This window comes from Pseudomonas sp. Leaf15 (genome assembly GCF_001421425.1).
Classification (GTDB): Bacteria; Pseudomonadota; Gammaproteobacteria; order Pseudomonadales; family Pseudomonadaceae; genus Aquipseudomonas; species Aquipseudomonas salomonii.
In genome coordinates, this window is record NZ_LMKI01000006.1 from 90,453 (window position 1) to 112,596 (window position 22,144).

Here is a 22,144-nt window from a genome sequence, read left to right on the forward strand (position 1 = left end):
CGCGCATGATTTTGAAAGGAGAAATCTATGGCTGACGAACAGACGCAGGATACGCAAACTCCAGACGCCAATTCGGCTGCCGGTGATGAACTGGCGACTCGTGTGCAAGTGCTCGAAGAGCAATTGGCCGCTGCGCAGGATCAATCTTTGCGTGTTGCCGCCGATCTGCAGAACGTCCGCCGCCGTGCCGAGCAGGATGTCGAAAAGGCTCATAAATTCGCGCTGGAAAAATTCGCCAACGACCTGCTGCCGATTATCGACAGCCTGGAGCGTGGCCTTGAGTTGTCCAACCCTGACGACGAAAACATCCGTCCGATGCGCGAAGGGATTGAGCTGACCCTGAAAATGTTCCAGGACACCCTGAAGCGTTATCAGTTGGAAGCCATCGATCCACAAGGCGGTGAGCCGTTCAATGCTGAGCATCACCAAGCCATGGCCATGCAGGAAAGCCATGACCTGGAGCCCAACAGTGTTTTGAAAGTGTTCCAGAAGGGTTATCAGCTCAACGGTCGTTTGTTGCGCCCGGCGATGGTGGTGGTGAGCAAGGCTCCTGCACCCGTTGCACCTTCTATTGATGAGCAGGCTTGAAATCAGTCGTAACGGCCCCATCTATAAGTCAAGCGTTTAAGTGCTACCGCAGTTAGCCACCACTGCTGCGGCAACCAAATTAAAGTTTCGGGAGAGTAAATCATGGGCAAAATTATCGGTATCGACCTGGGGACTACCAACTCCTGCGTCTCCGTGCTGGAAAACGGCGTTGCTAAAGTTATCGAAAACGCCGAAGGCGCGCGTACCACGCCGTCGATCATTGCTTACGCCAACGACGGTGAAATCCTCGTCGGTCAATCGGCCAAGCGTCAGGCTGTCACCAACCCGCACAACACTCTGTACGCGGTTAAGCGTCTGATCGGTCGTAAGTTCGACGAAGAAGTCGTACAGAAAGACATCAAGATGGTCCCTTACAAAATCGCCAAGGCTGACAACGGTGACGCCTGGGTTGAAGTAAACGGCCAGAAAATGTCGCCGCCGCAAATCTCGGCTGAAATCTTGAAAAAGATGAAGAAAACCGCCGAAGACTACCTCGGTGAAGCCGTGACTGAAGCGGTGATCACCGTTCCGGCCTACTTCAACGACAGCCAGCGTCAGGCGACCAAAGACGCCGGCCGCATCGCTGGCCTGGACGTAAAACGTATCATCAACGAACCCACCGCAGCCGCTCTGGCCTACGGTATGGACAAGGCCAAGGGCGACCACACCGTGATCGTTTATGACCTGGGCGGTGGTACTTTCGACGTCTCCGTTATCGAGATCGCTGAAGTTGACGGCGAGCACCAGTTCGAAGTGTTGGCCACCAACGGCGACACCTTCCTGGGTGGTGAAGACTTTGACATTCGTCTGATCGACTACCTCGTTGACGAATTCAAGAAAGAAAGCGGCATGAACCTTAAGGGTGACCCGCTGGCGATGCAGCGCCTGAAAGAAGCCGCTGAAAAAGCCAAGATCGAGCTGTCTTCGGCTCAGTCGACCGACGTGAACCTGCCGTACATCACTGCAGACGCCACTGGTCCTAAGCACTTGAACGTGAAGATCTCCCGTTCCAAGCTGGAAGCGCTGGTTGAAGACCTGGTTCAACGCACCATCGAACCTTGCCGCATCGCGCTGAAAGACTCCGGTATCGACGTTGGCTCGATCAACGACGTGATCCTGGTTGGCGGTCAGACCCGTATGCCACTGGTTCAGAAGCTGGTCACCGAGTTCTTCGGTAAAGAAGCACGTAAAGACGTGAACCCGGACGAAGCGGTTGCCATGGGTGCTGCGATCCAGGGTGCGGTATTGGCCGGCGACGTGAAAGACGTGCTGCTGCTGGACGTCAGCCCGCTGACCCTGGGTATCGAAACCATGGGTGGCGTGATGACCGCGCTGATCGAGAAAAACACCACGATTCCTACCAAGAAATCGCAAGTGTTCTCGACGGCCGACGACAACCAGGGCGCTGTGACCATTCACGTGCTGCAAGGTGAGCGTAAGCAAGCCGCTCAGAACAAGTCCCTGGGCAAGTTCGACCTGGCCGAGATTCCACCAGCACCACGTGGCGTGCCGCAAATTGAAGTGACCTTCGACATCGATGCCAACGGTATCCTGCACGTAGGTGCCAAAGACAAGGCGACCGGCAAAGAGCAGAAGATCACCATCAAGGCCAACTCCGGTCTGTCTGATGAAGAAATTCAACAGATGATTCGTGATGCTGAAGCCAACGCTGATGCGGATGCCAAGTTTGCTGAGCTGGCCGGTGCGCGTAACCAAGGCGATGCCCTGGTTCACTCGACGCGTAAAATGGTCTCCGAAGCAGGCGACAAAGTGACTGCCGAAGAGAAGACCGCGATCGAAGCCGCTGTGGTTGCCCTGGAAACCGCCATTAAAGGCGACGACAAGGCTGCCATCGAAGCCAAGGTTGAGGAGCTGTCGAAAGTCTCCGCTCCGGTTGCCCAGAAAATGTACGCCGAGCAAGGCCAGTCGGCAGAAGGCGCTGCACAAGCAGAGCCTGAAGCCAAGCACGACGATGTTGTCGATGCCGAGTTCGAAGAAGTCAAAGAGCAGAAGTAAGTTGATTGCCCGGTTGACCGCTATCAAGCGGTGACTGGTAGGATGTCGCCGCGCGGGAGCTTGCTCCCGCGTTGGCGTGTCTGGGGTATGTGAATTTTTACAGCATGCGACAAGGTTCGGGTGCTGGCGGTGTGATCGGGAATGCTCCTGCTTTCCGAGCAGTAAATACCGCATTTTTGGCCGGGTCCCTGGCTAAAAAGTAGTTATGACCAGGATCGTTGAATTGACGTGAGTTGGGTCCGGGCCTGTATTGGGGCTCAACGAGTTCGGCAAGGCTCAGGAGGGCCGGGCTGAACGTCCTTAAGAGTGCAAAGACTTATGGCAAAGCGTGACTATTACGAAGTGTTGGGTGTGGAGCGCAGCTCCAGCGAGGCGGACCTGAAAAAGGCTTACCGTCGCCTGGCGATGAAGCACCACCCGGACCGTAATCCGGATAGCAAAGAATCCGAAGAGATGTTCAAAGAGGCCAATGAGGCCTACGAATGCTTGTCTGATCCCAATAAGCGCGCGGCCTACGATCAGTATGGTCATGCCGGTGTCGACCCGAGTATGGGTGGCGGCGGTGCCGGTTTTGGTGGTCAGAACTTCTCCGATATTTTCGGCGATGTGTTCAGTGACTTTTTTGGTGGCGGCCGTGGCGGTCAGCGCGGCGGTGCCCAGCGCGGCAGTGACTTGCGCTACACGCTGGAGCTGAACCTGGAAGAAGCTGTGCGCGGCACCACGGTCAATATCCGTGTGCCGACGCTGGTCAATTGCAAGCCGTGCGACGGTTCGGGGGCCAAGAAAGGTTCCTCGCCGATCACCTGCCCAACCTGTGGCGGTATTGGCCAGGTGCGCATGCAACAGGGCTTCTTCTCGGTGCAGCAGACCTGCCCGCGCTGCCATGGCCAGGGCAAGATCATTTCCGACCCGTGCGACTCCTGCCATGGCGAAGGCCGTGTCGAAGAGTACAAGACCCTTTCGGTGAAAGTGCCGGCGGGTGTTGATACCGGTGACCGTATTCGCCTGTCGGGCGAAGGCGAGGCGGGCGCTCAGGGCGGCCCGACGGGCGACCTGTACGTGGTGATCAATGTGCGCGAGCACTCGATCTTCCAGCGTGATGGCAAGCACCTGTTCTGCGAAGTGCCGATCAGCTTTGTCGACGCGGCATTGGGTGGCGAGCTGGAAATTCCGACCCTGGATGGTCGGGTCAAGCTCAAGATCCCGGAAGGCACCCAGACCGGCAAGCAGTTCCGCATTCGTGGCAAAGGCGTTGCGCCGGTGCGCGGTGGCGGTGCTGGCGACTTGATGTGCCGTGTGGCGGTAGAAACGCCCGTCAACCTCGGCCGTCGTCAGCGCGAACTGCTTGAAGAGTTCCGCAGCTCGTTGGAAGGCGATGACTCCCATTCGCCGAAAACTACTGGCTTCTTCGATGGCGTGAAGCGCTTCTTCGGCGACTTGTAAGGACGTGAATATGCGACGTATAGCCGTAATGGGCGCTGCCGGGCGCATGGGCAAGACGCTGGTCGAGGCGGTGCAGCAGCGCTCGCCGGCCTCCGGGCTGACGGCGGCGATTGTTCGCCCCGGCAGCACGCTGATCGGTGCGGACGCCGGTGAGCTGGCCTCGTTGGGTCGCATCGGCGTTTCGTTGTCGGGCAACCTGGAGCAGGTGGCTGACGAGTTTGATGTGCTGATCGACTTCACCTTGCCGGAAGTGATGCTGAAAAACCTGGCGTTCTGCCGCAAGGCGGGCAAGGCCATGGTCATCGGCACCACAGGCTTGAGTGCCGAGCAGAAGCAGTTGCTGGTGGAGGCGGGCAAGGATATTCCGATCGTCTTCGCCGCCAACTTCAGCGTCGGCGTGAACCTGTCGCTCAAGTTGCTGGACCTGGCCGCGCGCGTGTTGGGTGATGAGGCGGATATCGAGATCATCGAGACCCACCATCGCCACAAGATCGATGCGCCGTCGGGTACTGCGCTGCGCATGGGCGAGGCGATTGCCGATGCCCTGGGGCGCGACCTGTCCAAAGTCGCTGTTTACGGGCGTGAAGGCCATACCGGCGCGCGTGCCCGCGACACCATTGGCTTTGCCACGGTGCGCGGTGGTGATGTGGTCGGTGATCACACCGTGCTGTTTGCCAGTGAAGGCGAGCGCCTGGAGATCACGCACAAGGCCTCCAGCCGCATGACATTTGCCAAGGGTGCGGTGCGTGCGGCGCTCTGGCTGGAAGGTCGTGAGCCTGCTCTTTACGACATGCGCGACGTGCTGGATCTGCACTAATCAGTAGCTAAAATAGGGCCTCAAGCTTATGCTTAGGCCCCGTTTTTACCCGCTAAGCGACGTCCTGTCGCATTCCCCTGCCTTTAAGGCTCATTAGCGGTGGACCAAAAAAGCCTTTTTCTGTAAGCTACAGCTTTAGTGTGTCCACTAAAAGCGCGCAGAATAATTCAGTGAAGAAGCGGGGTGACGTGTCCATACGTCACTCCGCTTTTTTACAACCTGCGATCGCCCTTTCAGGCTTTATTTACGGGAGGTCTTCTTGACTAAGCCAGCCATACTCGCCCTTGCTGATGGCAGCATTTTTCGCGGCGAAGCCATTGGAGCCGACGGTCAAACCGTTGGAGAGGTAGTGTTTAACACTGCCATGACCGGCTATCAGGAAATCCTTACCGATCCTTCCTACGCCCAGCAGATCGTTACCCTGACCTATCCGCACATCGGCAACACCGGTACTACACCGGAAGATGTCGAGTCTGATCGTGTCTGGTCGGCCGGTCTGGTGATTCGTGACCTGCCCCTGGTTGCGAGCAACTGGCGTAACACGATGTCGCTGTCCGATTACCTGAAAGCCAACAACGTTGTGGCGATCGCCGGTATCGATACGCGCCGCCTTACACGCATCCTGCGTGAAAAAGGCTCGCAGAACGGCTGCATCATGGTCGGTGACAGTATCTCCGAAGAGGCGGCGATCGCCGCTGCGCAAGGTTTCCCAGGCCTGAAAGGCATGGACCTGGCAAAAGTTGTCAGCGTCAAAGAGAAGTACGAGTGGCGCTCCACTGTCTGGGACTTGAAGACCGACAGTCACGCGACCATCGAAGCTGCTGATCTGCCATACCACGTTGTGGCCTACGACTACGGCGTGAAGTACAACATCCTGCGCATGCTGGTTGAGCGCGGCTGCCGCGTGACCGTGGTGCCGGCGCAAACCCCTGCGAGCGACGTGCTGGCCCTGCAACCGGACGGCGTGTTCCTGTCCAACGGCCCGGGTGACCCTGAGCCTTGCGACTATGCCATCCAGGCGATCAAGGACGTGTTGGAAACCGAGATTCCGGTATTCGGCATCTGCCTCGGCCACCAACTGCTGGCCCTGGCCTCCGGCGCCAAAACCCTGAAAATGGGCCACGGCCATCACGGTGCCAACCACCCGGTACAAGACCTGGACACCGGCGTTGTGATGATCACCAGCCAGAACCACGGTTTTGCGGTGGATGAAGCCACCCTGCCGAGCAACGTTCGCGCGATTCACAAGTCGCTGTTCGACGGCTCCTTGCAGGGCATCGAGCGCACCGACAAGAGCGCGTTCAGCTTCCAGGGCCACCCTGAAGCCAGCCCTGGCCCGAACGACGTAGCGCCGCTGTTCGACCGTTTCATCAATGAGATGGCCAAGCGACGCTGACTGAGTGGCCTGCGGGCGGCCCCGAACTTCGGTGGCCCCCACAGGCTCTTCAACGATTGTTCAAGACGGCTTGCCGACTGACCTGCGGATTTGAGTGACAAACCCATGCCAAAACGTACAGACATAAAAAGCATCCTGATTCTCGGCGCTGGCCCGATTGTGATCGGCCAGGCCTGCGAATTCGACTACTCCGGCGCCCAGGCCTGTAAAGCCCTGCGCGAGGAGGGTTACCGCGTCATCCTGGTGAACTCCAACCCGGCCACCATCATGACCGACCCGGACATGGCCGACGCCACCTACATCGAACCGATCAAGTGGCAGACCGTTGCCAAGATCATCGAAAAAGAGCGTCCGGACGCGTTGCTGCCGACCATGGGTGGCCAGACCGCACTGAACTGCGCCCTGGACCTGGAGCGCGAAGGCGTTCTGGAGAAGTTCGGCGTAGAGATGATTGGCGCCAATGCCGACACCATCGACAAGGCTGAAGACCGTTCGCGTTTCGACAAGGCCATGAAGTCCATCGGCCTTGACTGCCCGCGCTCCGGCATTGCCCACAGCATGGAAGAGGCCAATGCGGTACTCGAAAAGCTGGGCTTCCCGTGCATTATCCGTCCGTCCTTCACCATGGGCGGCACCGGTGGCGGCATCGCCTACAACCGTGAAGAGTTCGAAGAAATCTGCGCCCGTGGCCTGGACCTGTCGCCGACCAAAGAGCTGCTGATCGACGAATCCCTGATCGGCTGGAAAGAGTACGAGATGGAGGTTGTCCGCGACAAAAAAGACAACTGCATCATCGTTTGCTCCATCGAAAACTTCGACCCGATGGGCGTGCACACCGGGGACTCGATCACCGTTGCTCCGGCACAGACCCTGACGGACAAGGAATACCAGATCATGCGTAACGCCTCCTTGGCGGTACTGCGTGAGATCGGCGTTGAAACCGGTGGTTCCAACGTTCAGTTCGGCATCTGCCCGGACACTGGCCGCATGGTCGTGATCGAGATGAACCCGCGTGTATCGCGTTCTTCGGCGCTGGCATCGAAAGCGACCGGTTTCCCGATTGCGCGCATCGCTGCCAAGCTGGCGATCGGTTACACCCTGGACGAGTTGCAAAACGAAATCACGGGCGGCGCTACGCCGGCGTCTTTCGAGCCGTCCATCGACTACGTCGTGACCAAGCTGCCGCGCTTTGCCTTCGAGAAATTCGCCAAGGCCGATGCACGCCTGACCACTCAGATGAAGTCGGTCGGTGAAGTCATGGCCATCGGCCGGACCTTCCAGGAATCCCTGCAGAAAGCGCTGCGCGGCCTGGAAGTAGGTGTTTGCGGCCTGGACGAGAAGCTCGACCTGAGCAACCCGGAAAGCATGAGCGTGCTCAAGCGCGAGCTGACTGTGCCGGGCGCCGAGCGTATCTGGTATGTGGCTGACGCTTTCCGCGCAGGCATGACTGTTGAAGATATCTTCGGCATGAACATGATCGATCCGTGGTTCCTGGTGCAGATCGAAGATCTGATCAAGGAAGAAGAGAAGGTCAAGACCCTGGGCTTGTCCGCTATCGACCGCGACCTGATGTTCCGCCTCAAGCGCAAAGGCTTCTCTGACCAGCGCCTGGCCAAGCTGCTGGGTGTGACCGAGAAGAACCTGCGTACCCATCGCCACAAGCTGGATATCTTCCCGGTCTACAAGCGCGTTGACACCTGCGCTGCCGAGTTCGCCACCGACACTGCCTACCTGTACTCCACCTATGAGGAAGAGTGCGAAGCTGCGCCGTCGGGCCGCGACAAGATCATCATCCTGGGTGGCGGTCCGAACCGTATCGGCCAGGGCATCGAGTTCGACTACTGCTGCGTACACGCCGCCCTCGCGCTGCGCGAAGACGGGTACGAGACCATCATGGTCAACTGCAACCCGGAAACCGTTTCCACTGACTACGACACTTCCGACCGCCTGTACTTCGAGCCGGTCACCCTGGAAGACGTGCTGGAGATCTGTCGCGTCGAGAAGCCAAAAGGCGTGATCGTGCAGTACGGCGGCCAAACCCCGCTGAAACTGGCACGTGCCCTGGAAGCGGCCGGCGTACCGATCATCGGCACCAGCCCTGACGCCATCGACCGTGCTGAAGACCGTGAGCGTTTCCAGCAAATGGTTGAACGCCTGAACCTGCGTCAGCCGCCAAACGCCACCGTGCGCAGCGAAGATGAAGCCATCCGCGCAGCCAGCAAGATCGGCTACCCGCTGGTGGTGCGTCCGTCCTACGTATTGGGCGGCCGGGCGATGGAAATCGTCTACGAAGAAGACGAGCTCAAGCGCTACCTGCGTGACGCGGTGAAAGTGTCGAACGACAGCCCGGTGCTGCTGGACCACTTCCTCAACTGCGCCATCGAAATGGACGTGGACGCGGTGTGCGACGGTACCGACGTCGTCATCGGCGCGATCATGCAGCACATCGAACAGGCTGGCGTTCACTCCGGTGACTCCGCTTGCTCGCTGCCGCCGTACTCGCTGCCGGCGCACATCCAGGACGAGATGCGTGAGCAGGTCAAGAAAATGGCCCTGGAACTCGGCGTGGTCGGCCTGATGAACGTACAGTTGGCGCTGCAAGGCGAAGACATCTACGTCATCGAAGTGAACCCGCGTGCTTCGCGTACCGTGCCATTTGTTTCCAAGTGCATCGGTGTGTCCCTGGCCATGATCGCTGCCCGCGTGATGGCCGGTAAGACCCTGAAGGAAATCGGCTTCACCAAGGAAATCATTCCAAACTTCTACAGCGTGAAAGAGGCGGTGTTCCCCTTCGCCAAATTCCCTGGCGTGGACCCGATCCTGGGCCCGGAGATGAAGTCCACCGGTGAAGTAATGGGCGTGGGCGATACCTTCGGTGAAGCGTTCGCCAAGGCCCAGATGGGCGCCAGCGAAGTGCTGCCGACCGGCGGTACTGCGTTTATCAGCGTGCGTGATGATGACAAGCCACTGGTTGCAGGCGTGGCCCGTGATCTGATCAACTTGGGCTTTGAAGTCGTGGCGACTGCCGGGACGGCCAAGCTGATCGAGGCTGCCGGCCTGAAAGTACGTCGCGTGAACAAGGTGACGGAAGGCCGTCCGCACGTGGTCGACATGATCAAGAATGACGAAGTCACCCTGATCATCAACACCACCGAAGGTCGCCAGTCGATCGCGGACTCCTATTCCATTCGTCGTAATGCCTTGCAGCACAAGATCTATTGCACCACCACCATTGCTGCTGGCGAAGCCATCTGCGAAGCGCTCAAGTTCGGTCCGGAAAAGACCGTGCGTCGCTTGCAGGATCTACACGCAGGATTGAAGGCATGACCAAATACCCAATGACCGTCCAGGGCGCCAAGGCCCTGGAAGAAGAACACGCCCATTTGACCAAGGTCGTCCGCCCGAAGCTGAGCCAGGACATCGGTACGGCCCGCGAGCTGGGTGACTTGAAGGAGAACGCCGAATACCACGCTGCTCGTGAGCAGCAAGGTATGGTCGAGGCGCGGATCCGTGATATCGAAGGCCGTATGCAGAATGCGGTCATCATCGATGTCACGACCATCCCGAAGACTGGCAAAGTGATTTTCGGCACTACCGTGGAAATCGCCAACGTCGAGACCGACGAGCGCGTGGTTTACCACATCGTCGGTGAAGACGAAGCCGACTTCAAACTCGGCAAAATCTCCGTCGGTTCGCCACTGGCCCGGGCCTTGATTGCCAAGGAAGAGGGTGACGTGGTGGCTGTGAAAACGCCCGGTGGTGTAATCGAGTACGAGATTGTTGAAGTTCGTCACATCTGAAAGACGGCGCCCGCTTCGTGCGGGCGCCATGCTTTGGCAGCTTGCCCAGATGCTGTGGGTGGGCGGCCTGTGGTTGTTGCACATCGGTGTGCTGCCGGTGTTGGGCCTGATTGGCCTGGCGCCGCTGCTGATTGATGAGCTCAACGGAATGCTGAGTGCGCTGCTGGTGGGTTTTGCAGCGGCGTGCGTGACGCTCCAGGCATTGGTGCTGGTCAAGGCCGAGGGTTTGGAGAGCTTGTGGCGGGATATTCGCGGCCAACTGCTGTTGATGGCGCTGTATGCGTGCGCAATGTTTTGCGTGGTGCATGTGTGGCTGCCGCAAGCGTTGCGCTGGCAGCTATTCAGCTATCTTGTGCTAGGGTTCTCCGGCCTGGTGCTGGTCATACAGCCGGCACCGGGATGGAGCGGCAGGGCGCGCGAAGCACGCCCGTGACCCTTGTATTACTTGAAGCGGTGTACGTTCGACAGCTGCTTGTTGACGCTGAAGTTCTTGCGATACAGCAGTGCCATCTTGCCGATGACCTGTACCAGGTCCGCTTTGCCGACCTTGCACAGTTCTGCAATGGCAGCCAAACGCGCTTCGCGGTCAAGGATGTTGACCTTGATCTTGATCAGTTCGTGATCGCCCAATGCGCGTTCCAGTTCGGCTAACACACCTTCAGTCAAACCGTTGTCTGCCACAATCAGAACTGGTTTCAGATGGTGGCCAATGGATTTGTACTGTTTCTTCTGCTCTTGAGTGAGCGGCATAATCTGACCCCTGCGTCTGATCTTGTAAAAAGCGGCGGCCAGTTTACCCGAGCGAGTCCGGGACCGCCCAGTTAATCACGACCCGTTTTATTTTCGAGGTGGCCCGTGGCCCGTTCCAAAACCAGCCTTAAGTGGCTACAAGAACATTTCAACGATCCTTACGTCAAAAAGGCGCAAAAGGACGGCTACCGTTCCCGGGCCAGCTACAAGCTGCTGGAGATCCAGGACAAGGACAAATTGATTCGTCCAGGCATGAGCGTTATTGACCTTGGCGCAGCCCCTGGTGGCTGGTCCCAAGTGACCAGTCGTCTGATTGGTGGGCAAGGTCGATTGATCGCATCCGACATCCTTGAGATGGACAGCATCCCGGATGTGACCTTTGTACACGGCGACTTCACCCAGGACACGGTGTTGGCCGAGATCCTCGAGGCTGTGGGAAATTCGCAGGTAGACCTTGTGATTTCCGACATGGCCCCCAATATGAGTGGATTACCGGCCGTTGATATGCCGCGAGCCATGTTCCTGTGCGAGTTGGCACTGGACCTGGCGGGTCGGGTTTTGCGTCCGGGCGGTGATTTCCTGGTGAAAGTCTTCCAGGGCGAAGGTTTTGACGAGTACCACAAGAACATCCGCAAGCTGTTCGACAAGGTACAGACGCGCAAACCTGACTCTTCGCGAGACCGGTCACGCGAGCAATACCTGCTGTGCCGCGGCTTCCGTGGTGTTGAAGGGGCTGAGAGCGAAGAGCGTTTTTGAGGAATTCGAGGAGGGCGATAGGTTTTTTTATATCGCTTTCGTCACGAAGCTTTACGAATATTGTGTAGTCAAAGTTTCACAAAGGGTTACAGACGGCGCCTGCCAGAGTTGTAGGTAATGTAGTAAGTTAGGCCGGTGAATATCATGCGAAGCGCGCGCCACTAGCGGAGCTTGCTTCAGAGGGTAGTTAATTGAACGATATGGCAAAGAATCTGATCCTGTGGTTGATCATCGCGGCTGTCCTGGTGACGGTGATGAACAACTTCTCCAGCCCTAACGAGCCGCAGACCCTCAACTATTCCGACTTCATCCAGCAAGTTAAGGATGGCAAGGTCGAGCGCGTAGCGGTTGATGGCTACGTGATCACCGGCAAGCGCAACGATGGCGACAGCTTCAAGACCATTCGTCCGGCAATCCAGGACAACGGTCTGATCGGCGACTTGGTGGATAACCACGTAGTGGTTGAAGGCAAACAGCCTGAGCAGCAGAGCATCTGGACTCAGCTGTTGGTAGCGAGCTTCCCGATCCTGGTGATTATCGCCGTGTTCATGTTCTTCATGCGCCAGATGCAAGGTGGTGCGGGAGGCAAGGGCGGGCCGATGAGTTTCGGCAAGAGCAAGGCACGCCTGCTTTCCGAAGATCAGGTGAAGACCACCCTGGCTGACGTCGCAGGTTGTGATGAAGCCAAGGAAGAAGTCGGCGAGCTGGTTGAGTTCCTGCGTGATCCGGGCAAGTTCCAGCGCCTGGGTGGCCGCATTCCTCGTGGCGTGCTGATGGTCGGTCCTCCGGGTACCGGTAAAACCTTGCTGGCCAAGGCAATTGCCGGCGAAGCCAAGGTGCCGTTCTTTACCATTTCCGGTTCTGACTTCGTCGAAATGTTCGTCGGTGTCGGTGCCAGCCGTGTTCGCGATATGTTCGAACAGGCCAAGAAGCACGCACCGTGCATCATCTTCATCGACGAAATCGATGCTGTGGGTCGCCATCGTGGCGCCGGCATGGGGGGCGGTCATGATGAGCGTGAGCAGACCCTCAACCAATTGCTGGTTGAGATGGACGGCTTCGAAATGAATGATGGCATCATCGTCATCGCTGCGACTAACCGTCCGGACGTACTCGACCCAGCGTTGCTGCGTCCAGGCCGTTTCGACCGTCAGGTTGTGGTGGGCCTGCCGGATATCCGCGGTCGCGAACAGATCCTGAAAGTACACATGCGCAAAGTGCCAATGGGTGACGACGTGGCTCCGGCCGTGATTGCCCGTGGTACGCCAGGCTTTTCCGGTGCCGACCTGGCCAACCTGGTCAACGAGGCTTCGTTGTTCGCTGCCCGTACCGGCAAGCGCATTGTTGAAATGAAAGAGTTCGAACTGGCCAAAGACAAGATCATGATGGGTGCCGAGCGCAAATCCATGGTCATGTCCGAGAAAGAGAAGCAGAACACCGCTTATCACGAAGCCGGTCACGCCATTGTTGGTCGTGTTGTGCCTGAGCATGACCCGGTCTACAAAGTGTCGATCATTCCTCGTGGGCGTGCGCTGGGTGTGACCATGTTCCTGCCGGAAGAGGATCGTTACAGTCTCTCCAAGCGGGCGCTGATCAGCCAGATCTGTTCGCTGTATGGCGGCCGGATTGCTGAAGAGATGACGCTTGGCTTCGACGGTGTGACCACCGGTGCTTCCAACGACATCATGCGTGCCAGCCAGATCGCACGGAACATGGTGACCAAGTGGGGCTTGTCGGAAAAACTCGGTCCTTTGATGTATGCCGAGGAAGAAGGCGAAGTGTTCCTGGGGCGTGGTGGTGGCGGTCAAGCTGCCAGCTTCTCGGGTGAGACGGCCAAGCTGATCGACTCCGAAGTGCGCAGCATCATTGACCAGTGCTACGGCACGGCCAAGCAGATCCTGACGGATAACCGCGACAAGCTGGATGCAATGGCTGATGCGCTGATGAAGTACGAAACCATTGATGCCGATCAGATCGACGACATCATGGCGGGTCGCGCACCGCGTGAGCCTCGTGATTGGGAAGGTGGTTCGGGCACTTCGGGCACCCCGCCTGTGGTGCAGAACGAGCGCCCTGAAGCCCCGATCGGCGGCCCCGCAGCTGACCACTAAGGTTTGAAATGACTTCCGTGCTGTCCTCCACCCGGTTGCCTTGCGGCAACCGGGTTCTTGATTTGGCCCATACGCATGTCATGGGCATTCTTAATGTAACCCCCGATTCTTTCTCTGACGGCGGCCGCTTCAGCCAGCAGGATGCCGCGTTGCGTCATGCCGAAGCGATGGTGGCGGCCGGCGCGACATTGATTGATGTGGGTGGTGAGTCAACTCGGCCGGGCGCTCGCGTGGTTTCCCCCTTGGAGGAGCTTGAGCGGGTTGCGCCAATCGTCGAGCGGATTGCCCGTGAGCTGGACGTGATCATTTCGGTGGACACCTCGACTCCCGCCGTAATGCGCGAGACGGCGCGCCTCGGTGCCGGGCTGATCAATGATGTGCGCTCCCTTCAGCGTGATGGCGCCCTGGATGCGGCGGCGGCCACCGGGCTGCCGGTGTGCCTTATGCATATGTTGGGAGAGCCCGGCAATATGCAGGACAGCCCGTACTACGATGATCTCGTGGGTGAGGTGAGTGGGTTTCTTGCGCAAAGAATGGCTGAGTGCACCAAGGCGGGTATCGCCGCCGAAAAGATTATCCTGGATCCCGGGTTTGGCTTCGCCAAGACCCTGCAACACAACTTGAGCCTGTTCAAGCATATGGAAGCCTTGCACGCACTTGGTCGACCCCTGTTGGTCGGCGTGTCGCGCAAGAGCATGATAGGGCTGGCCCTGAATCGCCCGGTGGGTGAGCGGTTGTACGGTGGCCTGGCGTTGGCGGCACTTGCCGTGACCAAGGGCGCGCGTATTTTGCGGGTGCATGACGTCGCCGAGACGGTTGATGTGGTGCGCATGCTGGCCGCGGTAGAATCAGCCGAATAAGAATGATGGAGCACTTATGACTAAAAAATATTTTGGCACCGACGGTATTCGTGGTCGGGTCGGCGAATTCCCGATCACTCCTGATTTCATGCTCAAGCTGGGTTGGGCGGCCGGTATGGCGTTCCGCAGCATGGGCGCTTGCCGCATCCTGGTGGGCAAAGACACCCGCATCTCGGGTTACATGTTCGAATCTGCGCTGGAGGCGGGGCTGTCTGCCGCGGGCGCCGATGTCATGCTGCTGGGGCCAATGCCGACACCGGCAATCGCTTACCTGACGCGTACCTTCCACGCTGAAGCCGGTATCGTGATCAGTGCCTCGCACAATCCCCATGATGACAACGGCATCAAGTTCTTCTCGGGCCAGGGCACCAAGTTGCCGGACGAGATCGAACTGATGATCGAAGAGTTGCTGGATGCGCCGATGACCGTGGTTGAGTCCAGCAAGCTGGGCAAGGTCTCGCGTATCAATGACGCCTCGGGCCGCTACATCGAGTTCTGCAAGAGCAGTGTGCCGACCAGCACCAATTTTGCCGGCCTCAAAATTGTTGTCGACTGTGCTCACGGTGCAACCTACAAAGTGGCTCCCAGCGTATTCAAGGAGCTGGGCGCCGATGTGACGGTGCTGTCGGCCCAGCCAAATGGTTTGAACATCAACGATAACTGCGGCTCGACGCATATGGAGCAGCTGCAGGCTGCTGTCCTGGCCGAGCACGCTGACCTCGGTATTGCCTTCGATGGCGACGGTGACCGTGTATTGATGGTGGATCACACCGGTGCGGTGGTTGATGGCGATGAGCTGTTGTTCATCATTGCCCGCGACCTGCATGAGCGTGACAAGCTGCAAGGCGGTGTGGTTGGCACGCTGATGAGCAACCTCGGGCTTGAGTTGGCCTTGGCCGAGCTGGGGATTCCGTTTGTGCGCGCCAATGTCGGTGACCGTTATGTCATCGCCGAGCTGCTGGAGCGTAACTGGCTGGTGGGCGGAGAGAACTCGGGGCATGTGGTTTGCTTCCAACACACCACCACGGGCGATGCCATTATTGCTGCGCTGCAGGTACTGCTGTCGTTGCGTCGTCGCAAAGAGAGTCTGGCTCAAGCGCGCCAGGCGCTGCGCAAATGCCCGCAGGTTCTGCTGAATGTGCGCTTTGCCGGTGGCGAAAACCCTATCGAGCACCCTGCTGTCAAAGACGCCTGCGAGCGTGTGACCCTCGCAATGGCTGGGCGTGGCCGCGTGTTGTTGCGCAAGTCCGGCACAGAGCCGCTGGTGCGTGTCATGGTCGAAGGCGAGGACGAAACGCAGGTTCGCGGCCACGCCGAAGACCTGGCAAAACTGGTAACTGAAATTTGCGCCTGAATTCGGCTTGCCAGTGATGATGTGGTTGGGTAACATCTGCGCCCACTTTGACCGACGAGGTACAGCATGCGTCGCACTATGGTAGCTGGTAACTGGAAGATGCACGGTACCCGCGCCAGTGTCGCTGAGCTGATCAATGGCCTTCGTCACTTGGCCTTGCCTGGCGGTGTTGATGTTGCGGTTTTCCCGCCTTGCTTGCATATCAACCAAGTGGTTGATGGCTTGAAAGGCAAGTCGATTCAGGTCGGCGCGCAGAACTCTGCGGTGGAACCCATGCAAGGTGCGTTGACCGGTGAGATTTCACCGAGTCAGCTGGTTGATGCGGGTTGTTCCTATGTGCTTGTCGGGCACTCCGAGCGCCGTCAGATGATGGGCGAGCGTGATGGGACACTCAATCGCAAGTTCGCAGCGGCACAGGCTTGTGGCTTGATTCCAGTGTTGTGCATAGGGGAGACCCTGGAGCAGCGTGAATCGGGCAAGACTCTTGAAGTTGTCTCGCGTCAGCTGGGCAGCATCATCGAGGAGCTGGGTGTTGGTGCATTTGCAAAGGCAGTAATCGCTTACGAGCCGGTCTGGGCCATTGGCACCGGGCTGACTGCAACGCCGCAACAAGCGCAGGATGTGCATGCAGCCATTCGCGCGCAGTTAGCGGCAGAGAATTCTGAAGTCGCACAAGGTGTGCGGCTTCTATACGGCGGCAGCGTGAAGGCGGCCAATGCGGTCGAACTGTTCGGCATGCCGGATATCGATGGGGGGCTCATTGGTGGAGCTTCCCTGAATGCAGATGAGTTCGGTGCGATTTGTCGCGCCGCGGGAAACTGAAAAAATGCTGGAAACAGTCGTAGTCGTTTTTCATTTGTTGGCTGCCCTGGGCGTAGTTGCCCTGGTTTTGTTGCAACAGGGTAAAGGTGCGGATGCTGGTGCGTCTTTCGGTGCAGGTGCTTCAAATACTGTGTTCGGAAGCCAAGGTTCCTCTACCTTTCTTAGTAAGTTTACTGCTATACTTGCCGCCGGTTTCTTCATAACCAGCTTGGGGTTAGGTTACTTTGCTAAAGAGAAAGCTCATGTGCTGACTCAAGTAGGTCTCCCAAACCCGGCAGTGTTGGAAGTACCAAAAGCAAAACCGGCTTCTGATGATGTACCGGTGCTTCAAGAGCAAAAGTCGGCTACTCCAGCGACTGACGTACCTCCAGCTCAAGAGCAGAAGTAAGAAGGGTTGTAAACGCTGTATTGCCGAGGTGGTGGAATTGGTAGACACGCAACCTTGAGGTGGTTGTGCCCATAGGGTGTAGGGGTTCGAGTCCCCTTCTCGGTACCAATTATCAGGAGAGCCCGCTGTTGCGGGCTTTCTTGTAGGTGGAAGGTTACATTGACCCTGTAAGGGATCGGTCGTATACTTCCGCCCCAGCTTTGTCGCGGGGTGGAGCAGTCTGGTAGCTCGTCGGGCTCATAACCCGAAGGTCGTCGGTTCAAATCCGGCCCCCGCAACCAGTTTTAGCGGAGCCCCTTTTAAGGGGCTTTTTGTTAGCTGGACACTTTCAACGCCGCTGTTCGACGGCGTTTCAAGGATGGGCGTTTCGCCCATTTTTTTATTTTGCACAGCATGCACATACATGCACGAGGGGGTTCAGGTGTCGAGCAAGCTAGAAGAGTTGCAGGCCTTGCTGGCCCCGGTGGTCGTGGCCCTAGGCTATGAATGCTGGGGTATTGAGTTTTCGGCTCAAGGTCGCCACTCAATGTTGCGCGTTTATATCGATAAAGAGGGCGGTGTGCTGGTGGACGATTGTGCCATTGTCAGCCGTCAGATCAGCGGTGTCCTGGATGTTGAAGATCCAATCGCCGTTGAATACACCCTCGAAGTTTCCTCGCCAGGCATGGAACGCCCACTGTTCACTATTGATCAGTTTGCAAAATTTGCCGGTGAACAAGTGAAGATCAAGCTGCGCTCTCCCTTTGAAGGGCGACGCAACTTTCAGGGCCTTCTGCGCGGTGTAGAAGAACAGGATGTCGTGGTGCAGGTAGAAGACCATGAATTCCTGTTGCCGATCGATATGATCGACAAGGCCAACATTATTCCCAGTTTTGACTGAGACGCGGATCCCGCGGATCCAATGGCTTGCGAAAGGCGAGGCGTACGATGAGCAAAGAAGTACTGCTGGTTGTTGAGTCGGTATCCAATGAAAAGGGCGTACCGGCAAACGTGATTTTTGAAGCGCTGGAGCTGGCCCTGGCCACTGCTACCAAAAAGCGTTTTGAAGACGAAGTTGATCTGCGTGTGGAAATCAACCGCCACACCGGTGCCTATGAGACTTTCCGTCGCTGGACGGTCGTCGAAGAAGCCGATCTTGATGATCCGGCCATCGAAACCTGGCCGAGCAAGGTTGCGCAAACGCATCCGGGCGCCCAGGTCGGTGATGTCGTCGAAGAAAAGATCGAGTCGATCGAGTTCGGCCGTATTGCTGCACAGACCGCCAAGCAGGTCATCGTGCAAAAGGTTCGCGAAGCTGAGCGCGCTCAAGTCGTTGACGCTTATCGCGAACGCCTGGGTGAGATCATCTCCGGCACCGTGAAAAAAGTGACCCGCGACAACGTGATCGTTGACCTGGGCAACAACGCCGAAGCGTTGCTGGCCCGCGAAGACATCATCTCTCGCGAAACCTTCCGTGTCGGCGTGCGTCTGCGTGCGCTGCTCAAGGAAATCCGCACCGAGAACCGCGGCCCTCAGCTGATCCTGTCGCGTACCGCGCCGGAAATGCTGATCGAGCTTTTCCGCATCGAAGTGCCGGAAATCGCCGAAGGCCTGATCGAAGTCATGGCTGCGTCCCGCGACCCGGGTTCGCGCGCCAAGATCGCGGTCCGCTCCAAGGACAAGCGCATCGACCCGCAAGGTGCTTGCATTGGTATGCGCGGTTCGCGTGTCCAGGCAGTGTCGGGCGAGTTGGGCGGTGAGCGTGTGGACATCGTCCTGTGGGACGATAACCCGGCGCAGTTCGTGATCAACGCCATGTCGCCGGCTGAAGTGGCGGCAATTATCGTTGACGAAGATGCCCATGCAATGGACATCGCCGTTGGCGCAGACAATCTGGCTCAGGCCATTGGTCGTGGTGGTCAGAACGTGCGTCTGGCCAGCCAACTGACCGGCTGGACCCTGAACGTGATGACCGAATCGGACATCCAGGCTAAGCAGCAAGCTGAAACCGGTGACATCCTGCGCAACTTCATCGAAGAGTTGGAAGTCGATGAAGACCTGGCACAGGTACTGGTTGATGAAGGCTTCACCAGCCTGGAAGAGATTGCCTACGTACCGTTGGAAGAAATGCTCAACATCGACGGCTTTGACGAAGACACCGTCAACGAGCTTCGCGCTCGGGCCAAGGATCGCTTGTTGACTAAAGCCATCGCTACTGAGGAAAAGCTGGCAGACGCCCATCCGGCCGAAGACCTGCTCTCGCTTGAGGGTATGGACAAGGATTTGGCGATGGAACTGGCGGTGCGCGGCGTAATTACCCGCGAAGACCTGGCCGAGCAGTCTATTGACGATCTGCTCGACATCGACGGCATTGACGATGATCGTGCCGGCAAGTTGATCATGGCCGCCCGAGCCCATTGGTTCGAGTAACTAGGCGCGGCCTGAGGAGAGAAGTGCATGACGCAAGTCACGGTGAAACAACTGGCCGATGAGGTCAAAACACCGGTAGAGCGCCTGTTGCAGCAGATGCGTGAGGCAGGTCTGCCGCACACCGCCGCCGACGAAGGTGTGAGCGATAGTGAGAAGCAGTCTTTGCTGACTCACTTGAAGAGCAGCCACAAGGCGAAAGTGGAAGAACCGCGCAAGATTACATTGCAGCGCAAAACCACCAGCACCCTGCGTGTTGCTGGTAGCAAGAGCATCAGCGTTGAAGTACGCAAGAAGAAAGTCTTCGTACAGCGCAGCCCGGAAGAAATCGAAGCCGAGCGCAAACGCGAGCTGGAAGAGCGTCGCGCAGTAGAAAATGCTGCTCGTCAGAAGGCTGAAGAAGAAGCCAAGCGTCGCGCCGAAGAAGAAGCGCGTCGCCAGCCTGCAGCTGCGCAAACTGCTACTACTGAAGCAGTCGCCGCGCCTGGTGCGCCTGTTGAAGCTGTGCGTGAGGCCGCTCCGGTTGCCGCCGCACCTGCTCCTGCAGCTGACGCTCGCAAGCGCGACGAACCTCGTCGTCCGGACAAGCCACGTGCCGACGATAACAATCGTCGCGGTGGTGGTGGCGACGGCGAGCGTAAAAACGCTCCGCATCGTGCCTCGGTCAAAGAGAAAGCGCCTGCTCCACGCGTTGCCCCACGTACTACCGACGAAGAAAGCGATGGCTTCCGTCGTGGTGGTCGCGGCAAGGCCAAGCTGAAAAAACGCAACGCCCACGGTTTCCAGAGCCCAACCGGCCCTGTCGTGCGTGAAGTGAAGATCGGCGAGACCATCACTGTTGGCGATCTCGCCCAGCAGATGTCGGTCAAGGCAGCTGAAATCATCAAGTTCATGTTCAAGCTGGGCACTCCAGCCACCATCAACCAGGTACTGGACCAGGAAACTGCCCAGTTGGTTGCTGAAGAGCTAGGCCACAAAGTGACCCTGGTCAGCGACACCGCCCTGGAAGATTCCCTGGCCGAGTCCCTGAAGTTTGAAGGTGAGGCTGTTTCCCGTGCACCGGTTGTGACCGTAATGGGCCACGTTGACCACGGTAAAACTTCCCTGCTCGACTACATCCGTCGTGCCAAGGTTGCTGCAGGCGAAGCCGGCGGCATTACCCAGCACATCGGCGCGTACCACGTTGAAACCGAGCGTGGCATGGTGACTTTCCTCGACACCCCTGGTCACGCTGCGTTTACCGCAATGCGTGCCCGTGGTGCCAAGGCCACCGACATCGTGATCCTGGTCGTTGCAGCGGACGACGGCGTGATGCCGCAAACCATCGAAGCTGTTCAGCACGCGAAAGCGGCAGGCGTACCGCTGGTGGTTGCAGTGAACAAAATCGACAAGCCGGGCGCCGATCTCGATCGCATCCGTAGCGAACTGTCGGTTCACGGCGTGACTTCTGAAGAGTGGGGTGGCGAGACGCCATTCGTGTCGGTATCCGCAAAAATGGGTACTGGCGTTGACGAACTGCTCGAAGCCGTTCTGTTGCAAGCCGAAGTACTCGAGTTGACCGCTACCCCATCGGCTCCTGGCCGTGGTGTTGTGGTTGAATCGCGCCTCGACAAGGGCCGTGGCCCGGTTGCGACCGTTCTGGTTCAAGACGGTACCCTGCGCCAAGGCGACATGGTGCTGGTTGGTTCGAACTACGGCCGTGTACGTGCCATGCTCGACGAGAACGGCAAGCCAATCAAGGAAGCCGGCCCGGCTATCCCGGTCGAGATCCTCGGCCTGGACGGTACCCCGGATGCTGGCGACGAGATGAGCGTAGTGGCCGACGAGAAGAAAGCCCGTGAAGTGGCTCTGTTCCGTCAAGGCAAGTTCCGCGAAGTCAAGCTGGCCCGTGCTCACGCCGGCAAGCTGGAAAACATCTTCGAGAACATGGGCCAGGAAGAGAAGAAGACGCTTAACATCGTCCTCAAATCTGACGTTCGTGGTTCCCTCGAAGCGTTGAACGGCGCCTTGAATGGCCTGGGTAACGACGAAGTGCAAGTACGCGTTGTCGGTGGCGGTGTCGGTGGTATCACCGAATCCGACGCCAACCTGGCACTGGCTTCCAACGCTGTACTGTTCGGCTTCAACGTGCGTGCCGATGCTGGCGCTCGCAAGATCGTCGAGCAGGAAGGCCTGGACATGCGTTACTACAACGTCATCTACGACATCATCGAAGACGTCAAGAAAGCCCTTACCGGCATGCTTGGCAGCGATGTCCGGGAGAACATCCTGGGTGTTGCCGAGGTGCGTGACGTGTTCCGCTCGCCGAAATTCGGTGCGATCGCCGGTTGCATGGTTATCGAAGGTACTGTGTACCGTAACCGTCCGATCCGTGTACTGCGTGAAGACATCGTTATCTTCGAAGGCGAGCTGGAATCCCTGCGCCGCTTCAAGGATGACGCTTCCGAAGTACGTGCCGGCATGGAATGCGGTATCGGCGTCAAGAGCTACAACGACGTCAAGGCTGGCGACAAGATCGAAGTCTACGAGAAGGTCCAGGTTGCTCGCAGCCTCTAACTCGCGCACTTCCGGAGCCACGTCGCGTGTGGGCATGCAAATGCCCCGCGCAGCGTACGGACTCTAAACGCAACGCCCGGT

Annotated in this window: 18 protein-coding genes and 2 tRNA genes; 19 read left to right on the top strand and 1 reads right to left on the bottom strand. The window is 58.1% G+C overall.

Annotation, left to right across the window (positions count from 1 at the left end; translation table 11 throughout):
- Window positions 1-27 precede the first annotated feature (27 nt).
- The 8 genes from grpE to ASE80_RS06995 all read left to right on the top strand — a co-directional run bounded on the left by grpE (window position 28) and on the right by ASE80_RS06995 (window position 10,493).
- Window positions 28-588, top strand: a complete 561-nt coding sequence (grpE, locus tag ASE80_RS06960) for a nucleotide exchange factor GrpE (protein WP_017139264.1) — start codon at window positions 28-30, stop codon at window positions 586-588.
- Between the two features lie 102 nt (window positions 589-690).
- Window positions 691-2,604: a molecular chaperone DnaK gene (dnaK, locus tag ASE80_RS06965; protein WP_056858272.1), complete on the top strand. Its 1,914-nt coding sequence runs from the start codon at window positions 691-693 to the stop codon at window positions 2,602-2,604.
- Window positions 2,605-2,922: 318 nt separating this feature from the next.
- Entirely contained in the window at window positions 2,923-4,047 is a 1,125-nt protein-coding gene (gene dnaJ / locus ASE80_RS06970; RefSeq protein ID WP_056858273.1) for a molecular chaperone DnaJ, read from the top strand.
- Window positions 4,048-4,057: 10 nt separating this feature from the next.
- Window positions 4,058-4,864 carry a 4-hydroxy-tetrahydrodipicolinate reductase gene (dapB, locus tag ASE80_RS06975; protein ID WP_056858274.1) on the top strand — a complete coding sequence of 269 codons (807 nt, stop codon included), beginning with the start codon at window positions 4,058-4,060 and terminating at the stop codon, window positions 4,862-4,864.
- A gap of 259 nt (window positions 4,865-5,123) precedes the next feature.
- Window positions 5,124-6,260 (top strand): glutamine-hydrolyzing carbamoyl-phosphate synthase small subunit, encoded by a 1,137-nt coding sequence (gene carA, locus ASE80_RS06980; protein WP_056858275.1) that lies wholly within the window; start codon window positions 5,124-5,126, stop codon window positions 6,258-6,260.
- 105 nt (window positions 6,261-6,365) lie between these two features.
- Window positions 6,366-9,587 carry a carbamoyl-phosphate synthase large subunit gene (carB, locus tag ASE80_RS06985; RefSeq protein ID WP_056858276.1) on the top strand — a complete coding sequence of 1,074 codons (3,222 nt, stop codon included), beginning with the start codon at window positions 6,366-6,368 and terminating at the stop codon, window positions 9,585-9,587.
- Window positions 9,584-10,060 carry a transcription elongation factor GreA gene (gene greA / locus ASE80_RS06990; RefSeq protein ID WP_056858277.1) on the top strand — a complete coding sequence of 159 codons (477 nt, stop codon included), beginning with the start codon at window positions 9,584-9,586 and terminating at the stop codon, window positions 10,058-10,060. The genes carB and greA overlap by 4 nt, the downstream gene beginning before the upstream one ends.
- Before the next feature lie 28 nt (window positions 10,061-10,088).
- Window positions 10,089-10,493: a hypothetical protein gene (locus ASE80_RS06995; protein ID WP_056858278.1), complete on the top strand. Its 405-nt coding sequence runs from the start codon at window positions 10,089-10,091 to the stop codon at window positions 10,491-10,493.
- 8 nt (window positions 10,494-10,501) lie between these two features.
- On the opposite strand, the gene ASE80_RS07000 is transcribed toward ASE80_RS06995, so the two are convergent.
- Window positions 10,502-10,810, bottom strand: coding sequence for a YhbY family RNA-binding protein (locus ASE80_RS07000; protein ID WP_017139256.1), 309 nt, complete (start codon window positions 10,808-10,810; stop codon window positions 10,502-10,504).
- A gap of 105 nt (window positions 10,811-10,915) precedes the next feature.
- Here ASE80_RS07000 and rlmE point away from each other — a divergent pair, with 105 nt between their 5' ends.
- From rlmE to infB, 11 genes are all read left to right on the top strand, one after another.
- Entirely contained in the window at window positions 10,916-11,566 is a 651-nt protein-coding gene (gene rlmE / locus ASE80_RS07005; RefSeq protein ID WP_017139255.1) for a 23S rRNA (uridine(2552)-2'-O)-methyltransferase RlmE, read from the top strand.
- A gap of 200 nt (window positions 11,567-11,766) precedes the next feature.
- Window positions 11,767-13,677 (top strand): ATP-dependent zinc metalloprotease FtsH, encoded by a 1,911-nt coding sequence (gene ftsH, locus ASE80_RS07010; protein ID WP_032865933.1) that lies wholly within the window; start codon window positions 11,767-11,769, stop codon window positions 13,675-13,677.
- Between the two features lie 8 nt (window positions 13,678-13,685).
- A complete protein-coding gene (gene folP, locus ASE80_RS07015) occupies window positions 13,686-14,537 on the top strand; it encodes a dihydropteroate synthase (RefSeq protein ID WP_056858279.1) in 852 nt (283 codons plus the stop codon).
- Between the two features lie 16 nt (window positions 14,538-14,553).
- Window positions 14,554-15,891 (top strand): phosphoglucosamine mutase, encoded by a 1,338-nt coding sequence (gene glmM / locus ASE80_RS07020; RefSeq protein ID WP_017139252.1) that lies wholly within the window; start codon window positions 14,554-14,556, stop codon window positions 15,889-15,891.
- A 66-nt stretch (window positions 15,892-15,957) separates the two neighbouring features.
- A complete protein-coding gene (tpiA, locus tag ASE80_RS07025) occupies window positions 15,958-16,713 on the top strand; it encodes a triose-phosphate isomerase (protein WP_043051841.1) in 756 nt (251 codons plus the stop codon).
- 4 nt (window positions 16,714-16,717) lie between these two features.
- Window positions 16,718-17,101 (top strand): preprotein translocase subunit SecG, encoded by a 384-nt coding sequence (secG, locus tag ASE80_RS07030; protein WP_010206600.1) that lies wholly within the window; start codon window positions 16,718-16,720, stop codon window positions 17,099-17,101.
- A 22-nt stretch (window positions 17,102-17,123) separates the two neighbouring features.
- Window positions 17,124-17,209: transfer RNA gene (locus tag ASE80_RS07035), tRNA-Leu, on the top strand.
- 96 nt (window positions 17,210-17,305) lie between these two features.
- A tRNA-Met gene (locus ASE80_RS07040) sits at window positions 17,306-17,382 on the top strand.
- Between the two features lie 140 nt (window positions 17,383-17,522).
- Window positions 17,523-17,981 (top strand): ribosome maturation factor RimP, encoded by a 459-nt coding sequence (gene rimP / locus ASE80_RS07045; RefSeq protein WP_032865935.1) that lies wholly within the window; start codon window positions 17,523-17,525, stop codon window positions 17,979-17,981.
- Between the two features lie 47 nt (window positions 17,982-18,028).
- Window positions 18,029-19,510, top strand: a complete 1,482-nt coding sequence (gene nusA / locus ASE80_RS07050; protein WP_043051766.1) for a transcription termination factor NusA — start codon at window positions 18,029-18,031, stop codon at window positions 19,508-19,510.
- A 27-nt stretch (window positions 19,511-19,537) separates the two neighbouring features.
- Window positions 19,538-22,063, top strand: a complete 2,526-nt coding sequence (gene infB, locus ASE80_RS07055) for a translation initiation factor IF-2 (RefSeq protein WP_056858280.1) — start codon at window positions 19,538-19,540, stop codon at window positions 22,061-22,063.
- The last annotated feature ends 81 nt before the right edge of the window (window positions 22,064-22,144 follow it).

What these genes read in the sequence shown, in the direction of transcription:
- grpE (WP_017139264.1), top strand. Translation starts at nt 28, where the DNA reads ATGGCTGACGAACAGACGCAGGATACGCAAACTCCAGACGCCAATTCG.
- dnaK (WP_056858272.1), top strand. Translation starts at nt 691, where the DNA reads ATGGGCAAAATTATCGGTATCGACCTGGGGACTACCAACTCCTGCGTC.
- dnaJ (WP_056858273.1), top strand. Translation starts at nt 2,923, where the DNA reads ATGGCAAAGCGTGACTATTACGAAGTGTTGGGTGTGGAGCGCAGCTCC.
- dapB (WP_056858274.1), top strand. Translation starts at nt 4,058, where the DNA reads ATGCGACGTATAGCCGTAATGGGCGCTGCCGGGCGCATGGGCAAGACG.
- carB (WP_056858276.1), top strand. Translation starts at nt 6,366, where the DNA reads ATGCCAAAACGTACAGACATAAAAAGCATCCTGATTCTCGGCGCTGGC.
- greA (WP_056858277.1), top strand. Translation starts at nt 9,584, where the DNA reads ATGACCAAATACCCAATGACCGTCCAGGGCGCCAAGGCCCTGGAAGAA.
- ASE80_RS06995 (WP_056858278.1), top strand. Translation starts at nt 10,089, where the DNA reads ATGCTTTGGCAGCTTGCCCAGATGCTGTGGGTGGGCGGCCTGTGGTTG.
- ASE80_RS07000 (WP_017139256.1), bottom strand. Translation starts at nt 10,810, where the DNA reads ATGCCGCTCACTCAAGAGCAGAAGAAACAGTACAAATCCATTGGCCAC.
- ftsH (WP_032865933.1), top strand. Translation starts at nt 11,767, where the DNA reads ATGGCAAAGAATCTGATCCTGTGGTTGATCATCGCGGCTGTCCTGGTG.
- folP (WP_056858279.1), top strand. Translation starts at nt 13,686, where the DNA reads ATGACTTCCGTGCTGTCCTCCACCCGGTTGCCTTGCGGCAACCGGGTT.
- glmM (WP_017139252.1), top strand. Translation starts at nt 14,554, where the DNA reads ATGACTAAAAAATATTTTGGCACCGACGGTATTCGTGGTCGGGTCGGC.
- tpiA (WP_043051841.1), top strand. Translation starts at nt 15,958, where the DNA reads ATGCGTCGCACTATGGTAGCTGGTAACTGGAAGATGCACGGTACCCGC.
- secG (WP_010206600.1), top strand. Translation starts at nt 16,718, where the DNA reads ATGCTGGAAACAGTCGTAGTCGTTTTTCATTTGTTGGCTGCCCTGGGC.
- nusA (WP_043051766.1), top strand. Translation starts at nt 18,029, where the DNA reads ATGAGCAAAGAAGTACTGCTGGTTGTTGAGTCGGTATCCAATGAAAAG.
- infB (WP_056858280.1), top strand. Translation starts at nt 19,538, where the DNA reads ATGACGCAAGTCACGGTGAAACAACTGGCCGATGAGGTCAAAACACCG.